We start from the raw sequence: 19,658 nt of genomic DNA on the forward strand, positions 1-19,658 counted from the left end.
TTTTTCTTACTTCAGATCGAAGCGGTCAAGCTCCATCACTTTGGTCCAAGCCGCAACGAAGTCTGCCGCGAATTTCGCTTTGGCATCGTCTTGTGCATAGACTTCGGCCAATGCGCGCAGTTGCGAGTTTGATCCAAACACCAGATCGACCCGGGTCCCGGTCCACTTGACGTCTCCCGTCGCGCGATCCTTGGCCTCGAACAGATCTTCCGCATCAGAGATGGCTTTCCACTCGACACCCATGTCGACCAGATTGACAAAGAAGTCGTTGGTCAGCGTACCGGGCGTGTCGGTGAAGACACCATGTTCGGTTCCACCAACATTGGCCCCGAGCACCCGCAACCCGCCGATCAGCACAGTCATTTCTGGTGCCGACAGGGTTAGAAGCTGTGCGCGGTCCACCAGCATTTTCTCAGCCGGTACGGTGTAAGCCGCCTTGAGGTAGTTGCGGAAACCGTCTGCAACGGGTTCGAGCGGCTCAAAGCTTTCAGCGTCAGTCATGTCTTCGCTGGCATCCATCCGGCCGGGTGTGAACGGTACCGTGATGTCGTGACCCCCGGCTTTGGCCGCCTGTTCCACCGCAGCGCAGCCGCCCAGAACGATCAAATCGGCCAGTGATACGGTCTTGCCGAAACCGCTTTGAATTTTCTCAAGCGCTGCCAAGACAGTACTAAGCGTTTCGGGCTGATTCACTTCCCATCCATTTTGCGGTGCAAACCGGATGCGCGCGCCATTGGCACCACCGCGTTTGTCGGACCCGCGGAACGTTGACGCCGAGGCCCAAGCCACAGAGATCAGATCAGCCTGCGCCACGCCGGAGCCGAGGATTTCAGCCTTGAGCGCGGCGATATCCGCATCATCGATCAGATCATGATCAACAGCCGGGATCGGATCCTGCCAGATCAGATCTTCTTCGGGCACTTCTTCACCCAGATACAGGATCTTTGGCCCCATGTCGCGGTGAGTCAGTTTGAACCATGCGCGGGCATAGGCGTCAGCGAATACATCCGGGTTTTCCAGATAATGCTGCGAAATACGCGCATAATCGGGGTCCAGTTTCAGCGCCATGTCAGCCGTCGTCATCATTGGCGCATGTTTACGTGATGCGTCATGCGCGTCTGGCACCGCATCAGACAGCGCGCCGTCTTTTGGATGCCATTGATGTGCACCGGCAGGGCTTTTGCCCAGTTCCCATTCGTAGCCCAGAAGCGTTTCCAGATAGCTCATGTCCCATTGGGTTGGGGTCGCGTTCCAGGCGCCTTCGATGCCGCTGGTTGTCGTATGCACACCCTTGCCGCTTTCAAAGCCGTTTTTCCAGCCAAGGCCCATCATCTCAAGCGGGGCAGCTTCTGGTTCTGGCCCCATCAGGCCTGCATCACCCGCACCATGTGCCTTGCCGAATGTGTGCCCACCAGCCACGAGGGCCACGGTTTCTTCGTCATTCATCGCCATCCGGGCGAAAGTATCACGAATATCATAGGCAGAGGCCAGTGGATCAGGGTTTCCGTCCGGGCCTTCAGGGTTCACATAGATCAAGCCCATTTGCACGGCGGCAAGTGGGTTTTCCATTTCGCGGTCGCCCGAATAGCGGCTGTTTGGATTGTCCGATGTGGCCAGCCATTCGTCTTCGCGGCCCCAATAGACGTCTTCTTCAGGCTCCCATACATCGGCCCGGCCACCACCAAAACCAAAGGTTTTAAAGCCCATCGACTCCATGGCGCAGTTCCCTGCCAGGATCATCAGATCGGCCCAAGAGATCTGGTTGCCGAATTTCTGTTTGATCGGCCACAGCAAACGGCGCGCCTTGTCCAGGTTGCCGTTATCTGGCCAGCTGTTTAGCGGCGCAAAACGCTGTTGCCCCGCACCACCGCCACCGCGGCCGTCGGCCGTCCGATATGTCCCCGCGCTGTGCCAAGCCATACGGACAAAGAAGGGGCCGTAATGCCCATAATCGGCAGGCCACCAATCCTGGCTGTCGGTCATCAAGGCATAAAGATCTTCTTTCAACGCCTTCAGGTCGAGCTTTTTGAATTCTGTCGCATAATCAAAGTCCAGCCCCATCGGATCAGAAGCAGGGGCATTCTGGTGCAGGATTTTCAGGTTCAACTGGTTTGGCCACCAGTCCTTGTTACCTTGCACCTTATGTGTCGTATGCAATGTCGCCCCGTGCATGACTGGGCATTTTCCGACGTCATTACCGTCCATTTTTATCTCCGATGTTGGTTCTGGTTGCGAGTGCTGCGAAGCTTTGCGCTGCCGCTGCCTTACCAATGTGGTCGTTACGTAACAGATTCTTTCTATTAGATTAAGTTGCAAATAGTCATTTCTTTGATAACTTTTAATTATGGACAATGTGACACTCAAACAGCTACGGTATTTTGAGGCCCTGGCCCGCCATCAGCATTTTGGCCGGGCGGCAGATGCTTGCGCGATTTCGCAACCGGCCCTTTCGGTGCAAATCAAGGAACTCGAACAAAACCTGGGCACGCCGCTTTTTGAACGTACGGCCCGCCAAGTGCGGCTGACCGCATTTGGGGCGGAATGCGTTGATCGGATTCGGTCAGTTTTGCAGGGCGTAGATGAACTGAGCGAGATGGCCCGCGCATCAGGCACGGGATTATCGGGTCGGCTACGTATCGGCGTCATCCCGACGATCGCCCCCTATTTGTTGCCCGCCCTGATCAGCCGCCTGAATTCCGAGCATCCCGAAATTGACGTGCAGATCCGCGAAACTGTCACGCCCCGTTTGGTCGAAGAATTGGCAGATGGGCATATCGATACAGCGATCGTCGCTTTGCCGATTGACGTACCTGCCTTTGAAGAAACCGCGCTGTTTGAAGAAACCATGGTTCTGGTCCGCCAGGCCAAAGACGCCGAAGCCCCAGCCCCGACCGCTGATGCGCTGCGTGATATGCGGCTGCTGCTGCTTGAAGAGGGACATTGTTTTCGCGACCAAGCCTTGTCCTTTTGCAACCTACAATCCACCACAACCCGCGAGGGTTTGGACGGCAGTTCGCTGTCGACACTTGTGCAGATGGTAGGCGCGGGTATTGGCGTGACCTTAATCCCCGAAATGGCGGTCGAGGTCGAGGCACGGTCCGCCCCGGTAAGCATTAGCCGCTTTGAAGGGCCGCAGCCCACCCGCACTGTCGGCATGATCTGGCGGCGGACCAATCCGCTAGCCGCTCGCCTGGTGCAGATAAGCGAAATCGTACGGTCCGCGAGCCAACAAGTTCAACGAGACTTCCCCTGAAATAAACCTAGGGTTGATAAAGCGAACAAAGCGTTTATGGTGCTCTCTAAATTTTATTTCGGAAGTTATTTTTGTCGGACGCGCCACACTCTCTTGAGATGCGGCAACCAGACAGCACCTATCGCGACTTTATTGCTTGGAGCCTCGTCGGACTGCTGCCATGGCTGCTGTATGTGCAACTTGATCAAAGCCTGCCTTTTGATCAGCTGATATTCCTATGCCTGGCCCTGGCCGCCATTGTCATGTGGATTTTTCGCCTGACACCTGACTTTGTACCCGGCCTCGCATTGATCCTTGTTGTGACCCTGCTTGATCTGGTTCCGCGAGATATCGCCTTTAGCGGCTTTTATTCACAGGTCTTTTTCCTGGTTTTCGGCATTTTCGTACTGGCCGCGTTGCTGGCAGAAACATCATGGCTGGCCCGGCTTGAACGCGTGCTGGTACGCAAACAGGCCTCGTTTCCGACACGCCTATGTGCGGTCGTCTGCGCTGGCATATTGCTGACCTTGGTCGTTCCGTCCCCGCTGGGCCGTGCCAGTATGGTGCAACCGCTGGTTCACCGCTTTTTCCGCAACGGGCGGCCCCGCAACAATGCCTTTCTGGCCCTTGCGCATATGCATGGCACGACATTGCTGTCGACGATTATTCTGACCGGCAACCCCTTAAATTTCGTACTGCTTGGCATGCTTGACGATCAGACATCAGGGCGGTTCGAATGGATGGGCTGGCTGAAGGCAACCAGCGCCGCCGGATTGGTCATTGCCATTGGTTTTGTTGCCGTGCTGGCCGTCTTGTCGATCGCCTCGCGCCGGAAATCAACGCCAGATGATACAGATGCGGCGCTGCCCCGGATCGATGCCGACCCGCTACGTGATTGGGCAACCTTGGGCCTATATGCTATTCTGTTGGCGGCGATCCTTAGTCGTTCAATCCACCAGATTCCACTGGAATGGATCGTGTTGTCCCTGGCGATGTCCGTCTTCTTTTTCTCAGGACTGACCCTTGCCACCCTGCGCCAGCGTTTTGACTGGCCCACCCTGATATTTGTGGCAACTGTCGTGGCCTGGGGCCCAATGTTGGACCACCTAGGGCTTAGCCAGTGGCTAGCCGATCAATTGCCCGTCTTAGTCCCGCTTTTTGCACAAAGCCTGCATTTGGGCTTTGCGGTTTTGATGATCGGCGTCTTTGTTATCCGGCTTGCCGTACCCGGCGCCCCTGCCTTCATCATTCTGGCCAGTACCCTGCTGCCATTTGCAGAAGTGATCGGCATTTCGCCCTGGGTTCTCGGCTTTGTTATTTTGACTGTCTCCGAAGGGTTTATTTGGCCCTACCAACACGGCGTTTTTTCCCAAACCGTCACTGCGCTTGATGCGGAGCGGACGGAGTATTCCATGCCATCCCTGATCATTTTCAACATCGTATTTTTCCTTTTGCGCTGCCTTGCAGTGTTTGTGAGCATTCCCTTTTGGAAGGCGCTTCATCTTATCTAGAGGGCAAAATGAAATCATTTTTTGCTGCTGCCAAATACGTTGTGATCGCTGGTCTTTTGCTGGTCGTGGCCCGACTGGTCATGTCGCAAAATAGCGAACAAACCAAAATCCTGATCGTTCATTCCTACAATGTTGATCTGGCCTGGGTGAACGATATCGATGGCGGCATCCGCCGCGCGCTGGAAGACGCCCCCATCAAGATCGCAGCCCGCACCCACTATATGAACCTGCGCAATCATCCCGATTGCAATTACTACAAAAACGCAGCTGCTGATGTCCGCTTTACCATTGACGATTGGCAACCCGAAGCCGTCATCCTGGTCGATGATCTGGCCCAAGCCCTGGTTGGTTTTGACCAGTTACGTCTGCGTCCCGAAACGGACCGTAATGCCATTGCAATTGCTTTGAATGAATGGCTTGCCGGTGATCGTTGCGAAACGCCCGATCTGTCCTTCTTTCATCTTGATGATCCGCAGGCCGGCCACATCCCTGAGGTGATCTTTGCCGGGGTCAATGGCGGTGTTGCGCGCTATGGATATGAAGATGCCGATAATGTTTCCGGCATTTTCGAGCGTAAGAACTACGCTGCTTTGATCGAAACGCTGCAGTCGCTCAGCACCGCTTATGCCGGTGATGTGGCGGGCATTATGATGCTCAATGATGCCTCGCCCACCGGGCAGACCGAAAATGCCAATTACGTCGCCCAAGACTGGGCCCCTTTTGAAGCCGCATCGCCCGTCGCCGCATCAACCCTTGTTCGTTGGAAAGAGTCAGTGGCCGAGGCGAACGCCCGCGACCTGATGCTGTTGATCGCCAATTATCAGAATGTCCGCGACACGGATGGCCAATTGGTCCCACCGGATTTTCTGATCCAATGGACCGAGGCAAACGCAAAACTGCCTGTTCTTGGCGTGAACACCCGCTTTGTCGCGGATGGCGGCATGATGACCGTCGCTATTGCCGGGTCGGAGCAGGGTAGTGTTGCCATGGAACTGGCTATCGCCGCCCTGACAGGGGGCACAGCCCGCCCGCAACGCGATGCCCAGCAATTCCTGATCGGGATGAACCAAAGCCTTGTCCGCAAGAGAAACCTGGCCCTCCCCGCAATTTACGAAGCCTTCAGCCGCGAGATCGGCACATTTGTTGATGTGCTTGAACAGCTTTACGTCGTGCAGGGGGAGACAGGTCAATGATACCCCAAGATGTCCCGCGACCCGCTGCCTTGTTGTTCGACTTTGACGGCGTATTGATCAACAGCCTGCCGGTGATGCAGCTAGCATTCTCAGCCGCTCTGCAAGAGGTTTATCCGAGCAAACGCATGCCTCACACCGCCCTGTTCAAGGCTTACCGCACACATCTGGGCATGGGCTTTCCGCAGATCATGCGCAATCTTGACCTCAGCCCCGACATGTTTGCCCCGTTTCGCAAACATAGCCGTATCTTGGCCCCATATGTGCGCCTTTACGATGACGCGATTGATCTGCTGGATTGGGCCCAAAGCCAAGGCTTACCGATAGGGATTGCGACGGGCAAGGATTATGAACGCACGATCGAACTGCTCGATCAATTGGGCATCCGTCATTACTTTGCGGCGGTCTATTCCAGCGACAACGTCCCTCGCCCGAAACCTGCCCCTGATATGGTGCAGCGCTTTGCGTCCGAAACGGGCATCGCAATTTCGCGTATCCTGATGATCGGGGATGCCGCCGCCGACATTCACTGCGGACAGGCTGCGGGATGTCCCACCGCCGCCGCCGCATGGGGATATACCGAACGCGCAACACTGACAGCGCTGCGCCCGACGCTGATCTTTGACACCCCGCAAGATGCGCAAACCCAACTGCAAAACCTTCTGTTGCCTGAGATGCTTTCAAAATGATGTCTTTTCTTCGTGTCGCCCTCACTATCCTCTGCCTCGGTTTGACCGCATCGCAAGGGGCCGCGCAGCAGCATTGCCCGGACACGCCGCTTGATGTCCCACAAGGCGGTCTGGTGATCGGCACCAAGTTTTCACCCCCCTTTGTGATGGGCCCCAAGGAGGCACCCGAAGGCCTGGGGATTGATTTTTGGGAGTTGATCGCCGATTGCCTGGATCTGAACCCGGACGATTACAGTTTTGTTGAATACGGCACCGATGCCGACCTGATTGCCGCTGCGCGTGATGGCCAGGTTGATTTGGCCATCTCGGCCCTGCCAGTGACTGCAGGCAATGAGACATGGGTCGATTTCAGTTATCCGTTTTTTGATGCATCACTGGGTGTGATCGTGCCTGATCGCAGCCGCGGGGCCAATTTTGCGCTTTTGATATCGCGCATCCTGCACTCAAACATCCTGTCGATTGTCGCTGGGCTGCTTGGCTTCATGATCTTTGTTGGGCTGATCTATTGGTGGATGGAGCGGCGTAGCGGGAACGAGTTTTTTCGGCAAGGCCCACTGTCCGGCCTTTATCGCTCGATGATCTGGTCCGCCCTCTTGGTCTTTCAAGGACAGGGCAACCCGTTCGAATTGAAGTCCCGCTTTGGCCAGCTTTTTGTGCTGCTTTTGATGTTTGTCGGGGTGACGATTATCTCAAGTTTCACGGCGATCATCACCTCTAGCCTGACCCTGCAGGCGCTCGAGCCTGAAGTGAACACCGTCGGCGACTTAGAAGGCCGCGCGGTTGCCGTGATGAACCAAAGCGATAGTGCCGATTGGGCAGCAGACACCAATGTGCCTGTTTTGTCGATGCAGGCCTTTTCGCAAGTCCAACGTTATTTCGATGAGGGGCGCATCGATGCCTTTATCCATGAGCGCGAGGTGCTTGAATATCTCATCAATCGGCGCAATCTGACGGGCGTCAAGATGGCCCCGTTACAGGTAGAGCCCAAACGCTATGCGATTGCTTTGCCGCCCGGTAGCCCGCTGCGTGAGCCGATCAATCTGACCGTATTGACGGGAATCGACGATCCGATCTGGCAAACCACCCTGCAAGGATATTTTGGAAGCCGCTAATCTGCGTTACCGAAAATACATCGACCGGCCATCGTGGAAGACCTGCACTTTGGCCGGATCTGCGGTCAATGCCATATCCTGCCCCCGGACATTTGCATGCACCCCAGGCAATTTGGCGATGACTGTGTTTTGATCGGGTGCTGTCCCTTCAAAATAGACCAATGTGACTTCGCCGAGAGCTTCTGAAAAGCTAACCGTTCCGGAAAAGAGCGGCGTATCCTGTGCCGGCACCATGTCTTCGGGGCGAACCCCGACATTGACACGCAAGCCCATGTCAGCCTCTTGGGTCGGTACATTTGAGACGGCTGTTCCGCCAGCATCCAATGCTATGGTGGTTTGTTGACCCGTTCCGGTGATTTCGCCCGGCAAAAGATTCATTGAAGGTGAGCCGATGAATTGCGCCACAAATTCATTTTCGGGGCGTTCATATAGTTCAAGCGGCGTGCCCACCTGAGCAATCCCCTTATTGGCCAGCACCACAATGCGACTGGCCAACGTCATGGCCTCAACCTGATCATGCGTGACATAGATCATCGTGCTGTCCGGCATGCTTTCCTTTAGCTGTGCAATCTCGATCCGCGTCGCAACGCGCAGCCCCGCATCAAGATTGGAAAGCGGTTCATCAAACAAATAGACTTTGGGGTCGCGCACGATTGAGCGCCCGATCGCGACGCGTTGTCGTTGCCCACCTGATAGCGCTTTTGGCAGCCGATCGAGATATTCGGTCAACTGCAACATACGCGCGGCTTTTTCGATAGCCGCATCGATGTCTGCCTGCGGTTTTTTGGCGATCTTCAGCGCAAAGGCCATATTTTCACGCACCGTCATGTGCGGATAAAGCGCGTAGGACTGGAACACCATCGCGATCCCACGCTGCGCTGGTGGCATTTCATTGACCATCTCACCATCAATTTCGAGCATGCCGCTCGTGATGCTTTCAAGCCCCGCAATCATCCGTAGCAAGGTCGACTTCCCACAGCCCGAGGGACCGACAAAAACGATCAACTCGCCCTTTTTGACGTCCAGATTGACATCCCTAAGCACATCAACAGCGCCGCCATAGGTCTTGCCAACATTTGTGAGCTTCAGATCAGCCATTGCAGTCTCCTACGCTTGTTTCGCGGCAATGCAGACTTGCCATGGGCCGAGCGTTATTTTGCCCCCAATTGGCGCAACGCCGCCAATGGTGTTACCTGCATTGTCCCACTGACCGGTTGGCAATGACAAATCTGCAGCACTATCGGACATGTTAAAGGCGCAAAAAATCGTTTGCTGGTCGTCGTGGCGCACGAAGCTGACCAAGTCACCCTCATGTCGCAAATCGCGATGATGTCCTTTGGCCAGGACCGGATATTTGTGGCGCAGCGCGATCGCCGCTTTGTAAAAGGCCAGCATCCCGTCTGGGTCGTCTATCTGCATTGTCGGTGCCTGGCGCAAATGGTCTGGCGACACAGGCAGCCAAGGTCGCCCCGTCGTAAAGCCGCCGTTTTGGTTATTGTTTTCCCAAACCATCGGCGTCCGGCACCCGTCACGCCCCTTATATTCGGGCCAGAATTCAATGCCATATGGGTCTTGCAGGTCTTCGAAGGCGACATCGGCCTGTTCCAAACCCAGCTCTTCCCCCTGATAGATGCACGCGCTACCCCGCCACGCCATCATCAATGTCGTCACCAGTTTCAATGCTGGGGTATCGAAATTCCATCGCGACGCATGGCGCGGTACATCGTGATTTGAAAAGGCCCAGCATGGCCAGCCTTCTGATGCGACGCGGTCGACCTTGTCCAGCACAGCGACCACATCTGCAGCGGATGGGGCATCATTGGCAAGAAATTCAAACGCATAGCACATTTGCATCAGATCATTGCCGGCCGTGTATTGACCCAAAAGTTCCAGCCCGAGCTGCGCGTCGCCAACCTCGCCTACGGCCGCAGCACCATAAGGCTGCATGACCGCGCGTAGCTTACGAAGAAAGTCGAGGTTCTCGGGCTGGTTCTTGTCGTACAGATGTTCCTGATGATTGTAGGGGTTTACTGTTGGCGCAATGGTCGCATTCCGCCGTTCTGGCGCAAGCGGTGGATTATCTCGCAGCTGTTTGTCATGCATATAGAAATTGATCGTATCCAGCCGGAACCCATCGACACCGCGATCCAGCCAAAAGCGCGCAACGTCCAATAATGCTTCTTGCACGGCTGGCGTATGGAAATTCAGATCGGGTTGTGATGTCAAAAAATTATGCAGGTAGTACTGTTCGCGCCGTGGGTCCCATTGCCATGCGGTGCCCCCGAAGATGGACAGCCAATTAGTTGGCGGTGTCCCGTCCGGTTTTGGATCAGCCCAGACATACCAATCGGATTTCGCATTCTCGCGGCTCTGCCTGCTTTCCTGAAACCAAGCGTGTTGGTCGCTGGTGTGACTGAGCACCAAATCAATCATGACCCGCAAGCCAAGTCCGTGGGCGGTCGCAACAAGTTGATCGAAGTCGGCGAGGGTGCCGAACATCGGGTCAACATCCCGATAGTCGCTGACATCGTAGCCAAAGTCTTTCATCGGCGATGTGAAAAAGGGTGATATCCAAATCGCATCAACACCCAGATCTGCGATATAAGGCAATCGCTGCACGATGCCGCCCAGATCACCGATCCCGTCCCCATCGCTGTCCTGATACGAGCGCGGGTAAATTTGATAGATGACAGCACCACGCCACCAATCTTGATCGACGGTGTTGTCAAAGCTCCGATTTGGGGACTCTGCGTTCATTATTGACTACTTTCTATTTCACCGAGCCGGCCAACAGGCCGCGCACCAGGTAACGTTGCATCGAGAAGAAAACAAAGAGCGGCACCGCGATGGACACAAAGGCCGCCGTTGATAGGATTTCCCAGTTTCCGCCGCGTGTGCCCAAAAGCTCGACGATTTGTTGGGTCATGACTGTGGTGTCGCCTGTGGCATCGATCAGGAAGACGCGCGCGACCAGCAGGTCATTCCAAACCCAGAGGAATTGGAAGATCGCAAAGGAAGCCAGCGCCGGAAAAGACAGCGGCAGGACGATTTTCAGGAATATCTGGAAATCCGTTGCCCCATCGACCTTGGCATTTTCGATGATATCGCGGGGCAGCCCCACCATGTAATTGCGTAGCAAATAGATGGCGAGCGGCAAACCAAAGCCCGTATGCGCCAGCCAGACACCCAGATACCCTTTGCCAATCCCAATTCCAAGATGCAGCTTCAACAGCGGAATCAGGGCGAGTTGTAATGGCACAACCAGAAGCCCGACAACGATTGCCACGAGCGATGCACGCCCCGGAAACTGCATCCACGCCAACGCATAGGCCGCGAATGCCGCAACAACCACGGGAATGATCGTGGCCGGGATCGTCACTGTCAGTGTGTTGAAAAAGGCCTGCGCCATACTGTCAGTGGCGTTACCACTGAAGAGAACCTGGTCATAATTGTCCAGCGTGAACTCTGGCGGAGACGTTGCCGTTGCAAAGACACGCTGCGCCCGCCCGGAAATTTGTTCGTCAGTGCCCGACCAAACATAGTCACCATTCGCCTGAAGAATAAGCGTCTCACCATCGCCCAGATCTGCTGTCTCGCCCACGACATAGGCATCAATCGCCCGGGATGACGTACCCCAAACCGAGATATTGGCGTCGCCTGCTTCACCAAAAAGATTGCCCGTCACCACGAACCTGTCGCCATCCTGGACCCGATATTCATCGGGATCAGCGACCCGGATAACGACGTTTTGTTCTGACTCAGAAAGCGCGCTCCACCAGCCAGAACCTGCGATTTGATCCGCTGTCCGGAAGGATGAAACAAGTAGTCCCAGCGTCGGGAAAAGCCATAGGATGACCAGCAGAACGGTTGATAACTGAACGGCCCAGGACAGGGTGGATTTGCGACCAACAACCATGCCTACCTCATGCCCTTCATTTCCTGACGGGCGTTGTGCACGTTCCAAATCAGGATTGGTGACACCAGTAACATGATCACAATAGCTGCCGCAGAGCCGACACCCCAATCATTGGCCCGGAACAGTTTGTCGATCATGTAATTGGCCAAAACTTGCGTGTCCCATTGTCCATTTGTCATGGCAAACACGATGTCAAAGACCTTCAACACGACAAGCGTAATAGTCGTCCACACAACGACAATGGTCCCGCTGATCTGCGGAACCTTGATCCGAAAAAAGACCTGGAAAGGGTTGGCCCCGTCGACGATTGCAGCCTCAACCGTCTCTTGCGGGACGCCGCGCAAGGCCGCCGACAGGATCACCATTGCAAAACCTGTCTGAATCCAGATCAACACCACCATCAAGAAAAAGGAATTCCAGAACGGTATGGTCAGCCATGTTTGCGGGGCCCCATATGTATATTCCGCGCTAAATATCTGAACGACCGACCACAGTGATTGTACAACCAGCCCTGCCGCGATCAGGACGCTGCCACCACGTAACGCAACGACAAGGATCGCTTTCTTTTTGTGGCGGTCCCACAGCGGGGCCGCGATGATTTTGGCCGCATAAGCAACCATTGCTGCAAACGCCAAGACCAAGATCGCGGGCGCTAGACGTAAAACGATAAATGACCCTGCACCGCCATCAAAATTCAACCAAATAGCATTTAGAACACCAATCTGATCCTGGTTCTCGGGCCGGGCATCATAGATCAGCCGAAAGATCACCGCCGCGCCGACAAAAGAGATCGCCATCGGCATGAAAATAATAGACTTTGCGATATTTCCCCATGAGATACGGTCGGTCAGTTGCGCCGCAAGCAGTCCAAACGCGGTGGATGCCGCCGGCACAATAATGAGCCACAACATATTGTTGCGCATGGCTTCCCAAAATTTGTCTTCCGACGCCATATTTTTAAAATTCGCAAGACCAACAAACGCCCCACCGGCGTCCCTGTCCGTCAGCGATAGGCGCAATGTTTCCATGACCGGGTAGCCAAGATACAGCCCCAAGGCCGCAATCGCAGGAAACAAAAACAGCCAGGGGCGCACCGCATTTGCCCGGTTGATATTCCGCCCACCATCGCCCGATTTTGGTGGAAAAATCAGCGTGTCCAACACCAGATTGGACACCGAAAAATAGGCCAAGCAGCCACCAACACCAATCAGAATTGTCACTATGCCCAGTAAGGCAGGATGCATCAAACTATCCTTTCGAAAGGTCGCGTGATCGGGGCAGTTGCCGGCGTCAACTTAGCGGCTCAAGCCCGGCCAAGGGCAAGGCTTGAGCATTGTTTGGTTTCGGTCTTACTCAGGCCAGGATGCCTGAATTTCGGCTGCGACTTCTGCGGCATCTTTGCCGCCAGCATAGTCCACCATACCGGTCCAGAATGTTCCGGCACCGACGGCACCTGGCATCAAATCAGACGCATCAAAACGGAACGTTGTCGCAGCAAGCAAGATGTCATTCATCTTGGCCGTTGCCGCATCCGCAAATTTAGACGAATCCACGCCTGTATGTGGTGTAAGGAAACCACCACGCGCCATCCATGTCTCATGGGCTTCGACGGTTTGCAGATACGCGATCAACTCATGCGCCGCATCGTTTTCATTGGTGATCGCCCAAAGCGTTCCCGCACCCAGAACGGGTGAACCAAGATCCTTTTCCGCATAGGCAGGGAAGTAGAAGAAGTCGGCATCTTCACCGACAACCGTTCCTTCAGGGAAGAACGCCGGAATGAACGACGCCTGACGATGCATGTAACACTGCGGCGGGCTGTCAAACAGGCCCTTTGGGCTATCGCGGAAATCGGTGGATGCCACAGTACCAGCCCCGCCTGCAACGTAATCGTCATTGCGGGCGAATGCACCAAATTCCTCAATCGCGGCGACAACTTCTGGGGCGTCAAATGGCATCTCGTTCGACACCCAAGCATCATAGACAGATGGCGACTGCGTACGCAGCATCATGTCTTCTACCCAGTCTGTCGCAGGCCAACCCGTTGCACCGCCAGACCCCAAACCGATGCACCATGGCGTGCCGCCATCCGCAACAATCTGATCGGACAATGCCTTGAGTTCTTCCATTGACGTCGGCACATCATAGCCTGCGTCTTCAAAATTCTCTGGCGAATACCAGACCAATGATTTCACATCGACCTTGTAGAAGAAGCCATAAAGATTATCTGCCCCGGCTTCGTCAGCATAGGTGCCTAAGTCAACCCATGACTGCCCTGCCGCATAGTTATCAACGATCCACGACCCTGTTCCGTCTTTGAGTGGCGTCAAGAAACCGCGAGACGCCATGTCTGCTGCCAGACCCGGCTGCGGAAAGACCGCAATATTGGGCGCTGATCCCGCCTCTGCATCGACAAGGATTTGCTGCTCAAAGCTGTCAGATCCGGTGTAACGCACGTCATGCCCAGATTGCTCGGCAAATTTGCCAAGCACTTCTTCTACGAATTCCTGGTCCGGCCCAAGCCACGGCCCAAAGACTGTCAGTTGCTCTGCAACAGCGGACGACGACAGAAGCGCAAGCGCAGCGGCGCTTGCAAGATAAGTGGATTTCATTATTTCCTCCCGTTTCACATAGCCGGGTCAGCATGAGACGAATCGCGCCCATCCAAACCGGTTTGGATAATCCGAATAGTCTTCATGATTGACGCTATGTCAATCAGTGATGTTGCAAATAGACGAAATTCTGTGCATCCTACGTTTCGGCTTGCCCCACTACAGCAAAGCCGCTGGACAAATTTGAAACCGGTTTGGCGACCCTTATGAAGCTAAGAGAACTCTCAACCCATCTGGGACTTTCGCCCACAACCGTTTCTCGGGCATTGGCCGGTTATCCCGAAGTCAGCGCCAAAACCCGTGCCCGTGTGGAAGCCGCAGCAGCGCAACACGGGTATCAGCCTGACAAACGGGCAAGGGCTCTGGCGACAGGCCGTTCTTTTGCGATCGGACATATCCTTTCCAGTCATCACAAAGAGGAGCTGGTAAACCCGATTTCCGGCGATTTTATTGGTGGCATTACAGAACGAAGTGCCGATTTCGGCTACAGCCTGTCCCTTACCATCGTTAAACCAGACCAGGAAACAACGACATTTCGTAAGATGAAATCTGAAGGGGCCGTTGACGGTATTGTCCTACAGTTGCCACGTAAGAATGATAGCAGGATCGCCTTGATGCAGGAAATTGGCATGCCTTTTGTCATGCATGGACGCGCAACGGGCATCGTGGCCCCCTACCCTTGGGTTGATGTAAACAATACCCGCGCCTTCCACCGCGCAACCACATTTCTGATAGATCTGGGCCATCGCCATATTGCGCTGATCAATGGTGACGAGACAGTGGACTACGCCGTTCGCCGTCGCGCTGGCTATCATACCGCCTTGTCTGCCGCAGATATCGCGATGGATACAGCCATGATGACAAGCGGGCCTATGACCGAAGAAAACGGTCACGCGGCGGTTAGCATGATGTTGAAAAATGCGGTTCCGCCCACCGCTCTGGTCGTTTCATCCATCACACAAGCCATCGGCGCACGGCGTGCAATTCAGGAAGCCGGGCTTGTCATGGGGCGCGACATATCGATCGTCGCTTATGACGACGATCTGTCTTATCTGGGCAACCGACAGGAAGTACCCGTTTTTACCGCCGTAAGATCATCTGTCAGAGAGGCAGGCAAGACGATCGCGGAAATGCTGATCCACCAAATAGAATCCCCGCAAGGCGAAATACGTGACCGATTGCTTGAGGCCGAATTGGTCGTCGGTACATCCACCGGACCAGCCCCACAACGCGCTTAGGATTAAGGGGTGTATCCCCTTGACGCAAGTAATGTGAATTGCTACCTATGATGCATGGAAAAGAGCAAATCAGCATCCCCCGACTTTAGTGTTCGCGACTTCTTTAAGCGCTTTCCTGATGATGAAGCCTGCCTTGAGCATATCTTCAACGTCCGCTTTGGTGAGCGTCACGTATGCCGCGCTTGTGGTGTTGAAAGCAGCTTTCACCGCATGGGTGAGCGCCGCGCATGGGCATGTGCCTCATGTGGCGATCACGTCTACCCAACAGCAGGCACTATCTTTCAGGATACGCGCACACCGCTTCAATCATGGTTCTACGCAATCTATCTGTTCGTTTCGACACGTCACGGCGTTTCCGGCAAAGAACTCCAGCGCCAACTGGGCGTGACTTACAAAACCGCATGGCGGATCGGCAACAAAATCCGCGAGCAGATGAGCAAGCACGACGCTCAGGCGATCCTGTCAGGTCACGTTGAGATTGACGAAGCTTATGTTGGGGGCAAGCGTGGCCGTGGTACTGCTGGCAAAACTATCGTCATGGGGTTCAAACAGCGCGGCGGCAATCTTGTGACTGAGATTATCCCGAATGTGAAAATGAACACGCTGCGCGAGCAAACGCTCAAGCACGTTGAGGCTGGCACAACAGTTTCAACGGACGAACTGCTTTCCTATGGCTTACTGAAAATGGAAGGCTACACTCACGTTGCTGTTAAGCACGGTCAAAAGCAGTGGGCGATATATGACTATGAGACGCAGCAGCTTCACCACACAAACCACGTGGAAAGCTTCTGGCGTCACTTCAAGCACTCGATTCGCGGGACGCACGTTTCAATTTCGCAAAAGTGGATGAAGCGCTATTTGGATGAATTCACTTTTCGGGCGAACCACCGGAATGAGGTGAACCTGATGCTTGATCGTCTTGTAGCGGCGTTTTGATAACAGTTGAGGCGGTTTCATCAAAAGCCGCCTCGCTGATCGGAGCAACTCCACGAGTCTCTTCTTGCGCGATAAACTCTTGTAATCGCCCACTTTCTATAGCTTCTGATAAAGATAACACGCTGGAATCACTCCTAGAATCTTGACTTGAAACCGATTGTAGCATAGAAGCACCGACACCAGTCAACGGTATGGACCCGCGACTGGTGTCTGCTCTTATCCCTTATGGAAGGGGACAGGGTGGTGTCATATCCCCCAACGGGGCTGCACATTACGGGTGCTTCGAAGTCTCCCCGTAATCTGGATACTCTCTAAGGGCATATCGCCTCCAGAAAGTCTCCCCGCAGCTTCCAGTGCGGGGTCTGGCCTGCGGCGCGCAGGAAATTCAGAAGCCCCAATTGGCGCTTCTATCGTTTGAAGAGGCTGCAACCTCTCCGGTGAACCGTTGAAACCCTGATCAGAGATGGTCAGGGTTTTCATTCTACAGCCCTCAATTTAGGCTTATCTTCAGGACCGGATTTTGCATCAAGGAGGCGATCACGGTTGGCAAAATAAGTCTTCCAGCTTGAGGGATATGGCCTCCTCGCCAGAAAGTCCTTCCTGCGGTTGGCCAGCGATTGCAAGCCAATTGGCTCCTCACCATCCCTTTCAAAAAGTTTGCAAATCTCTTCATACACTTCAGGAATTTTACGGCCTTCGTCTGCCACTAGACGTGTTGCCAGCAACCACATCTCTTCAGTGATTTTTGGTGGCTTGCCGTAGTGCGCGCCCCGCGCTTGCGTTTGCGCAATGCCTTTCTTCATATTCTCTTTGTGCATCTTCGCGTCACGGGCGTTTGCGCCATCAACGGCGCGCTCAAATTTCTGCGCTTCAGATTCGGAATACCACTCGCGCAAACCCCATTCACCCATACCGGTATGGATGATGTCACCTAGCTTCGTGCTTCGACGCCTCAAGGCAGTGATAACTGTATTGCGCGGGCTTTGTGATTCCGGAACTACGCCATGCAATTCCATTGCGTCCAATATCTGGTTGACAGTCATAGGTTCTCGGCGGGGCTGCAAGCTAAGTACTTTGTGGACAACCGCTGGGTACGCTAGGCCTTCGAAGCCTTCAGAAACGCCTGACGATGCCGTATCGGCGCTTGCGGAATCGTCAACGCCGCCTAGCGCAAACGATCCAAAGCCCTCCAAGGCCTCTTTCCTGGCGTTAATCGCCGCATCCAACTGCGATAGCCTTTGACGCGCGAAATCAGCAAACGCATCACGCTCACTCACCATCTGCTGCAAAATTCCATCACTTGAAGGACTGCTCATCGCCCGATTCCTATTGGCTTTGAACCCTACTTAGCGACTCATTTTAAGGCGTGCAAGAGGTTTTTACTTTTGCCTTTTTGCCTCAAGGTGATGCACCCACCACATAACCCTTGGATAGCGAACCCCAATGTATTGATTATTATAGGGTAAAACAAACAATCTAATATAAAGCTACCTTCAGTAAACTTGCGTCAAGGGGATACATCTCGGAAATTATGTCTCTATGATGATGAACCGCCACTTTTGTTTAACCTTCGCGCCGATCCCAACGAACGCATCAATCGGGCCGATGACCCAGCTTGCGCCGACGTTCTGCAGGACCGCATGGGCCGGCTAACCTGCAACTGGGATCCCGCAAAGATCGCTGCACGGATGCAGGCGCGCCGGGTTGAAAAGGACTTGTTGGCCAACTGGGCTCGGCGGACCCGACCCGAAGAAACCTATATTTGGCAGTTTCCCCCAGGCACGAACCAAATCGAATAGCGACGGTTAGCCTCGCCCTTTTTATTCCCATCAGGACCCGGCGCTATGGTTGGAAAAGCGTGACAGCTTGCCGCACCGCAGAATTTTCTTTAGTGAGTGCCGCACACAATTGGGGAATCGCATGTATCGCGTCTGGAACTTCGTCACCAACTATTCAATTTTGTTGATTCTTGGTGCTCTGATCGCCCTGATTTGGGCCAATATTGACGCCACAAGCTACCATCACTTCGTCGAGTTTGAGATCTTTCACCATTCTATTGTGGGGCATGCTCATTATGATGCGAATGGTCAGGTGGAATATCGCAGCCTGACGCTGCATTATCTGGTTAATGACGTGCTGATGGCCTTCTTTTTTGCGATTGCCGCCAAAGAGGTCTGGGAAGCCGTCATTCTGAAAAATGGCTCACTACGCGGGAAAAAAGCGGCGACACCGCTTGTGGCCACGCTGGGCGGTATGATCGGCCCAATTTCGGTCTACTTAGGGATTGCGTATTTCCTTGGCTCTGACACCTATGACGCGGTGGCCAATGGCTGGGCGATCCCAACGGCCACGGATATCGCATTCAGCTATCTGGTTGGACGTCTGGTTTTTGGCGCCGGTCATCCGGCTGTGCGTTTTTTGCTGCTGCTGGCCATCGCAGATGACGCTGCAGGTTTGATCATCCTTGCCATTTTCTACCCTTCTGGCGAATTGCAACCGCAATGGCTGCTTTTGTCGGTCGGTGCGGCCATCGCCGTATTTTACCTGTTCAATAGGCTCCCCCGCCAGCTTGACCGCGGCAATCAGGACCGTCCAAAGTCCACATGGGTGCGCCAGAAGCTGTCTTTCTGGCCCTATCTGATCGCCGGTTGCCTCAGCTGGTTTGGTTTCCAAGAGGCGGGCATTCACCCCGCACTGGGTCTTTTGCCGATTGTGCCAACGATCCCACATGCGGACCGCGCGTTTGGTATCTTTGCAGAAGCCGAACAATATCTCACGGATCTGCTGAACCATATCGAACACAAGCTAAAGCACTTTGTTGAAGTCATTCTTTTCTTTTTCGGCCTTCTGAATGCCGGCGTTGAGTTTTCGTCCATCGGTTCGCCAACATGGTTGGTCCTGGCCGGTCTGATTATCGGGAAGCCTTTCGGTGTCTTACTGTTTGGATGGTTTGCGGCCAAACCGCTAGGGCTCGGGTTGCCAGCAGGTATGCGCGTGATCGACCTGTTCGTTATCGGCTGCGTTGCTGCGATTGGCTTTACCGTATCGCTGTTCATCGCCGCCGTCGCCTTCGATGCCAATACAATGTTAGGCGAAATCGGCGTACAGGATGCCGCGAAAATGGGTGCTCTCCTAAGCTTCTTCGCCGCTGTCTTGTCAATTGTCGCAGGCAAGCTGACCCGGGTCCAAAAGCAGCATAACTGACCTGCTGCAGGGCAAATC

General features: G+C 54.4%; 15 protein-coding genes. 8 read left to right on the forward strand and 7 right to left on the reverse strand.

What is annotated here, in order from left to right:
- Positions 1 to 6: 6 nt before the first annotated feature.
- A complete protein-coding gene (gene katG, locus AABB29_RS04315; RefSeq protein ID WP_373636792.1) occupies positions 7 to 2,205 on the reverse strand; it encodes a catalase/peroxidase HPI in 2,199 nt (732 codons plus the stop codon).
- A 139-nt stretch (positions 2,206 to 2,344) separates the two neighbouring features.
- On the opposite strand from katG, the gene AABB29_RS04320 reads away from it, so the two are divergent.
- The 5 genes from AABB29_RS04320 (at position 2,345) to AABB29_RS04340 (ending at position 7,734) form a co-directional block, all read left to right on the forward strand.
- Positions 2,345 to 3,253 carry a LysR substrate-binding domain-containing protein gene (locus tag AABB29_RS04320; RefSeq protein WP_341368116.1) on the forward strand — a complete coding sequence of 303 codons (909 nt, stop codon included), beginning with the start codon at positions 2,345 to 2,347 and terminating at the stop codon, positions 3,251 to 3,253.
- A 71-nt stretch (positions 3,254 to 3,324) separates the two neighbouring features.
- Positions 3,325 to 4,743 (forward strand): SLC13 family permease, encoded by a 1,419-nt coding sequence (locus tag AABB29_RS04325; protein WP_341368115.1) that lies wholly within the window; start codon positions 3,325 to 3,327, stop codon positions 4,741 to 4,743.
- Positions 4,744 to 4,751: 8 nt separating this feature from the next.
- Positions 4,752 to 5,936 (forward strand): hypothetical protein, encoded by a 1,185-nt coding sequence (locus AABB29_RS04330; protein ID WP_341368114.1) that lies wholly within the window; start codon positions 4,752 to 4,754, stop codon positions 5,934 to 5,936.
- On the forward strand, positions 5,933 to 6,622 hold the full coding sequence (locus tag AABB29_RS04335; protein ID WP_341368113.1) for an HAD-IA family hydrolase: 690 nt from the start codon (positions 5,933 to 5,935) through the stop codon (positions 6,620 to 6,622). The genes AABB29_RS04330 and AABB29_RS04335 overlap by 4 nt, the downstream gene beginning before the upstream one ends.
- Complete coding sequence (locus tag AABB29_RS04340) at positions 6,619 to 7,734, forward strand: transporter substrate-binding domain-containing protein (RefSeq protein WP_373636793.1); 1,116 nt, start codon at positions 6,619 to 6,621, stop codon at positions 7,732 to 7,734. The genes AABB29_RS04335 and AABB29_RS04340 overlap by 4 nt, the downstream gene beginning before the upstream one ends.
- A 6-nt stretch (positions 7,735 to 7,740) precedes the next feature.
- Here the strand turns inward: AABB29_RS04340 and AABB29_RS04345 are convergent, their stop codons facing one another.
- The 5 genes from AABB29_RS04345 to AABB29_RS04365 all read right to left on the reverse strand — a co-directional run bounded on the left by AABB29_RS04345 (position 7,741) and on the right by AABB29_RS04365 (position 14,262).
- A complete protein-coding gene (locus AABB29_RS04345) occupies positions 7,741 to 8,832 on the reverse strand; it encodes a sn-glycerol-3-phosphate ABC transporter ATP-binding protein UgpC (protein WP_341368111.1) in 1,092 nt (363 codons plus the stop codon).
- A 9-nt stretch (positions 8,833 to 8,841) separates the two neighbouring features.
- Positions 8,842 to 10,491: an alpha-amylase family glycosyl hydrolase gene (locus AABB29_RS04350; RefSeq protein WP_341368110.1), complete on the reverse strand. Its 1,650-nt coding sequence runs from the start codon at positions 10,489 to 10,491 to the stop codon at positions 8,842 to 8,844.
- Between the two features lie 13 nt (positions 10,492 to 10,504).
- On the reverse strand, positions 10,505 to 11,650 hold the full coding sequence (locus AABB29_RS04355; protein WP_341368109.1) for a carbohydrate ABC transporter permease: 1,146 nt from the start codon (positions 11,648 to 11,650) through the stop codon (positions 10,505 to 10,507).
- A 2-nt stretch (positions 11,651 to 11,652) separates the two neighbouring features.
- Positions 11,653 to 12,894, reverse strand: coding sequence for a sugar ABC transporter permease (locus AABB29_RS04360; RefSeq protein ID WP_341368108.1), 1,242 nt, complete (start codon positions 12,892 to 12,894; stop codon positions 11,653 to 11,655).
- A gap of 105 nt (positions 12,895 to 12,999) precedes the next feature.
- Positions 13,000 to 14,262, reverse strand: a complete 1,263-nt coding sequence (locus AABB29_RS04365; protein WP_341368107.1) for an ABC transporter substrate-binding protein — start codon at positions 14,260 to 14,262, stop codon at positions 13,000 to 13,002.
- 206 nt (positions 14,263 to 14,468) lie between these two features.
- Between AABB29_RS04365 and AABB29_RS04370 the strand changes: the two genes are divergently transcribed.
- Together AABB29_RS04370 and AABB29_RS04375 are read left to right on the forward strand one after the other, a co-directional pair.
- A complete protein-coding gene (locus AABB29_RS04370) occupies positions 14,469 to 15,500 on the forward strand; it encodes a substrate-binding domain-containing protein (protein ID WP_341368106.1) in 1,032 nt (343 codons plus the stop codon).
- A gap of 54 nt (positions 15,501 to 15,554) precedes the next feature.
- Positions 15,555 to 16,436, forward strand: a complete 882-nt coding sequence (locus AABB29_RS04375; RefSeq protein ID WP_341368105.1) for an IS1595 family transposase — start codon at positions 15,555 to 15,557, stop codon at positions 16,434 to 16,436.
- A 476-nt stretch (positions 16,437 to 16,912) separates the two neighbouring features.
- Here AABB29_RS04375 and AABB29_RS04380 read toward each other — a convergent pair whose 3' ends face one another.
- Entirely contained in the window at positions 16,913 to 17,752 is an 840-nt protein-coding gene (locus AABB29_RS04380) for a hypothetical protein (protein WP_341368104.1), read from the reverse strand.
- A 604-nt stretch (positions 17,753 to 18,356) separates the two neighbouring features.
- Between AABB29_RS04380 and AABB29_RS04385 the strand changes: the two genes are divergently transcribed.
- Positions 18,357 to 19,640: a Na+/H+ antiporter NhaA gene (locus tag AABB29_RS04385; RefSeq protein WP_341368103.1), complete on the forward strand. Its 1,284-nt coding sequence runs from the start codon at positions 18,357 to 18,359 to the stop codon at positions 19,638 to 19,640.
- The last annotated feature ends 18 nt before the right edge of the window (positions 19,641 to 19,658 follow it).

The sequence above is a fragment of the Yoonia sp. BS5-3 genome (assembly GCF_038069655.2).
GTDB lineage: Bacteria > Pseudomonadota > Alphaproteobacteria > Rhodobacterales > Rhodobacteraceae > Yoonia > Yoonia phaeophyticola.

What these genes read in the sequence shown, in the direction of transcription:
- AABB29_RS04320 (WP_341368116.1), top strand. Translation starts at nt 2,345, where the DNA reads ATGGACAATGTGACACTCAAACAGCTACGGTATTTTGAGGCCCTGGCC.
- AABB29_RS04375 (WP_341368105.1), top strand. Translation starts at nt 15,555, where the DNA reads ATGGAAAAGAGCAAATCAGCATCCCCCGACTTTAGTGTTCGCGACTTC.
- AABB29_RS04355 (WP_341368109.1), bottom strand. Translation starts at nt 11,650, where the DNA reads ATGGTTGTTGGTCGCAAATCCACCCTGTCCTGGGCCGTTCAGTTATCA.
- AABB29_RS04330 (WP_341368114.1), top strand. Translation starts at nt 4,752, where the DNA reads ATGAAATCATTTTTTGCTGCTGCCAAATACGTTGTGATCGCTGGTCTT.
- AABB29_RS04380 (WP_341368104.1), bottom strand. Translation starts at nt 17,752, where the DNA reads ATGAGCAGTCCTTCAAGTGATGGAATTTTGCAGCAGATGGTGAGTGAG.
- AABB29_RS04350 (WP_341368110.1), bottom strand. Translation starts at nt 10,491, where the DNA reads ATGAACGCAGAGTCCCCAAATCGGAGCTTTGACAACACCGTCGATCAA.
- AABB29_RS04335 (WP_341368113.1), top strand. Translation starts at nt 5,933, where the DNA reads ATGATACCCCAAGATGTCCCGCGACCCGCTGCCTTGTTGTTCGACTTT.
- AABB29_RS04365 (WP_341368107.1), bottom strand. Translation starts at nt 14,262, where the DNA reads ATGAAATCCACTTATCTTGCAAGCGCCGCTGCGCTTGCGCTTCTGTCG.
- katG (WP_373636792.1), bottom strand. Translation starts at nt 2,205, where the DNA reads ATGGACGGTAATGACGTCGGAAAATGCCCAGTCATGCACGGGGCGACA.
- AABB29_RS04340 (WP_373636793.1), top strand. Translation starts at nt 6,619, where the DNA reads ATGATGTCTTTTCTTCGTGTCGCCCTCACTATCCTCTGCCTCGGTTTG.
- AABB29_RS04370 (WP_341368106.1), top strand. Translation starts at nt 14,469, where the DNA reads ATGAAGCTAAGAGAACTCTCAACCCATCTGGGACTTTCGCCCACAACC.
- AABB29_RS04345 (WP_341368111.1), bottom strand. Translation starts at nt 8,832, where the DNA reads ATGGCTGATCTGAAGCTCACAAATGTTGGCAAGACCTATGGCGGCGCT.
- AABB29_RS04360 (WP_341368108.1), bottom strand. Translation starts at nt 12,894, where the DNA reads ATGCATCCTGCCTTACTGGGCATAGTGACAATTCTGATTGGTGTTGGT.
- AABB29_RS04385 (WP_341368103.1), top strand. Translation starts at nt 18,357, where the DNA reads ATGTATCGCGTCTGGAACTTCGTCACCAACTATTCAATTTTGTTGATT.